The sequence below is a fragment of the Nocardiopsis prasina DSM 43845 genome, from assembly GCF_000341265.1.
In the GTDB taxonomy this organism is placed as follows: domain Bacteria; phylum Actinomycetota; class Actinomycetes; order Streptosporangiales; family Streptosporangiaceae; genus Nocardiopsis; species Nocardiopsis prasina.
This window is the reverse complement of record NZ_ANAE01000001.1, coordinates 1-3,110: the sequence shown is the minus strand read 5'-3', so window position 1 is coordinate 3,110 and position 3,110 is coordinate 1. Positions and strand designations below refer to the sequence as shown.

At 71.6% G+C, this 3,110-nt stretch carries 2 protein-coding genes; one reads left to right on the top strand and one right to left on the bottom strand.

Translation table 11 applies throughout. The annotated features are described in order from the left end of the window. Positions 1 to 2,126: bifunctional metallophosphatase/5'-nucleotidase (locus tag D452_RS0100010; protein WP_017542134.1), on the bottom strand; the 2,126-nt coding region annotated here is incomplete at its 3' end. 382 nt (positions 2,127 to 2,508) lie between these two features. On the opposite strand from D452_RS0100010, the gene D452_RS0100005 reads away from it, so the two are divergent. Then, positions 2,509 to 3,000, top strand: coding sequence for a hypothetical protein (locus D452_RS0100005; RefSeq protein WP_394297078.1), 492 nt, complete (start codon positions 2,509 to 2,511; stop codon positions 2,998 to 3,000). The last annotated feature ends 110 nt before the right edge of the window (positions 3,001 to 3,110 follow it).

Here is a 3,110-nt window from a genome sequence, read left to right as displayed (position 1 = left end):
CGGGTGGCGGGGGCCGCCCTGCGCCTACGGCTCAGGTAGAGGGCTCCGCCACCGGCGCCGATGGCGACCAGGGCGGCGATGACCAGGCCGGTCAGGGCCCCTCCGGTCACCGGAAGGGTGCCGCCCTTCTTGTCGTCGGGGGCGCCGGGCTTCTGGTCGCCCGGACCCTCCGTGGGCCCGCTCGTGGGGCTCTCGCTCGGGCTGGGGCTGGGACTGGGGCTCGGGCTGGGACTCGGCGACGCGGGCGGATCGGTGTCGTCCCCGTCGTCGTCACCGCCGGGGGGCACGGTGGCCTCCTCCCCGACCACGATGCGACCGGCGCCGCCCTCGGGGTAGTCCTCGGCGCTGATCCGGCCGTCGAGGGTCCCGCTGAGGAAGCGCTCCAGCGCGCCCTGGTAGGTGGAGCCCACCACGGTGTAGTCGGCGCCGCGGAACGGGTACATGTCGCCGCCGCCCGCAGAGAAGTCGTTGGTGACCACCGTGATGGCCGCACCGTCCACGACCTCGCCGTCCTCGACGATGACCGTGCCGTCGTGCAGGATCGCGTTGCGCACCCGCTCTCCCTGGGTGAGCACCTCGCCGTCCTCGTCCACCACCTGCGCGGTGCGCTCGGGGTCGTAGGCGAAGTTGACCCCGGCGACCTGCATGAACCCGCCGTCGGCGGAGGGTGCGGAGGCCACACCGCGCTCCAGCAGCTCCTTGATCTGACCGCGCGGGATCTCGGGGACCACGGCCACCTGGTTGGCGAACGGCGCGACCGAGTAGGTGTCCAGCACCGTCAGCGGACCGGCCGGGATCACCGAGGCGTTGCGGATGCCGCCGCCGTTCTGGATGCCGATCTGCGGCTTGGGGACGCCGTACTCCTCGGCGTTGCGCTCACCGGTGTCCAACAGGGCGTCCGCCATGAGGCTGCCGAGGTTGGTCTCCTGCGTGCGCACGCCCGGGTTCTGCGTGCCGTCCAGGGCGACCTCGCTCCGGGCGACCTCCGTCTCCGCGAGTTCGGCGACGTAGTCGGTGACCGGCTTGGTCACCTCCGCCTCCACCTCCGGGTGCGGTTCCACGGCGTCGTCGCCGGTTCCGGAGACCCGGACCGGGCCGGAGCGGTCGCCCACGGAGAGGAGGTCCCCGGCGGCGTCGAAGTTGAGGACCAGGCGGCCCACGTACTTGTAGTCGGAGCCCGCAGTGACGATGGGCACCTCCTCGCCGTCCGCGTTGTCCACCAGCAGTGGGTAGGACAGCGGCTCGCCGGTGCCCGGGTGGACGGTGACCTCGTCACCGGGGACCAGGGCGTCGTCGGGGTTGGCCATCACCTCGTGGCCGCCACCGGCCACCATGGCGTCCACTCCCGTGAGTTCCTTGGCGACCCGCTCCTCGTAGGTGATGTTCTGGAGGTGCGAGATGAGGATGATCTTGTCGACGCCCTCGGCGGAGAGGCGGTCCACCTCGGCCTGGACCGGGCCGACGACCTCGTCGACCACGACGTCGCGCGGGCTGGTGATGGTGGCCAGCGGCGGGTAGAGCGCGCCGACGATGCCGACCCTCTCGTCCGCGACCTCGGCGACGGTGCTGGGGGCGATCCGTCCCTCGGCCTCCAGAGCGGCCAGTGAGGCCTCACCGGACACGTCCACGTTGGCGGCGACCACGGGGGTGTTCTCGGGCAGGGCGCCGATGAAGTCGGCGTACACGTCCGGACCGAAGTCGAACTCGTGGTTGCCCATGGAGATCGCGTCGTAGCCCATGTGGGAGGTGGCGATCGCGTCATAGAAGGGGGCGCCCTCCTCCTGGGAGGCGGCGAACTCCGGGCCGGGCAGGTAGAGGTCGCCGGAGTTGACGGCGACCACGCCGCGGTCGGCCGCCTCGCCGGGCCCGGCACCGGTGCCCGCGTCCTCGCTGTCGCGCAGCTGGTGGAGGAGGCTGGCGTAGCGGGCGGCGCCACCGAAGTCGGGGTCGGCGGAGGAGTGCAGGAGGGCGGACTCGGGGTCGTTGCCGTGCAGGAGCGTGAGGGTGAAGGCCGCGTCGCCGTCAGGGGTGTCCGTGGGTGCGTACGCGCTGGCCGCCGGGGCCAGGGGCACCACCAGCGCGCCCGTCAGGATCAGTGCGCCGGTCGCGCGCACGAGTCTGGACATGTCTGCTGTGACTCCTTTGGGGGACTGTGCGGGGACTCCGCCCCGGGGGCCGGAGGGGCCGGAGTTTTTTCACCCTAGATGGGGACGGGTGTTCGGACACGGGCCGGGGGGTTACGATTTGCAGAATCTCCCGTGTGCGTGCAGGTTCTCGCCCTGACACGATAGCCCTGGGTCACGTCGGGGCGATTGCGGTCGCGTTCCGTAGTTGGTTTCGGACCATCCCGTGCCGGAGTCACCCCGGGACTCGCGCTCCCACGACGCCGCGCCCCTACCATGGAGGGGACAGTCGGCTCGAATCCCTCGGAGGACGTCCGTGTTTCCCTCTGGCCAGGACCCGTACGACCCCGACTCGGGACGGAGCGGGGTGCCCTCGCAGCGGGGGATACCCGACTTCGACGCGCCCCACCTGGAGGCCCTGCGTCCCGACGCCCCCATGCCCCGCAGGGTCGTGACCGTCCGCACGCTGATGTTCGTCGGCGGTGTCAGCGGACTTCTGCTCCTGCTGCTCTTCCTCATGGGGCTGTCCGCGCCCGCCGAGATGATGGACGAGGCCCTGGACGAGCAGGCGGCGCTCGCCGCCGAGCAGGGTGTGGCGCTGGCCTTCGACGCCGAGATGATGCGCGCGCAGATGAGCCTCATGGCCGTGGTGACGGGGATCTACGGGTCGCTGTCCCTGCTCATCGCCAGCAGACTCCGCCGCCGCACGGTCGGCGTCTTCTGGAGCACCCTGCTGTTCCAGGGCGCCGCCGCGGGCATCCTGCTGTGGTCCCTGCTCGGGGGCGAACTCCTCGCGATCGTCCCGCTGGGCTTCGCCGCCGCCATGCTGACCTTCATGTGGTCCAAGGAGAGCCGGGCCTACTTCGGCCTGCTCTGATCCCACTCCGCTCGCCCCGCGCCCCCTGCCGACCCGCGCAGGGGGCGTCGTGCTTCCCGCACGCCTCCGCCAGGCGTGCCCTAGGTGTACTGATCATGGAGGTTGGTAAC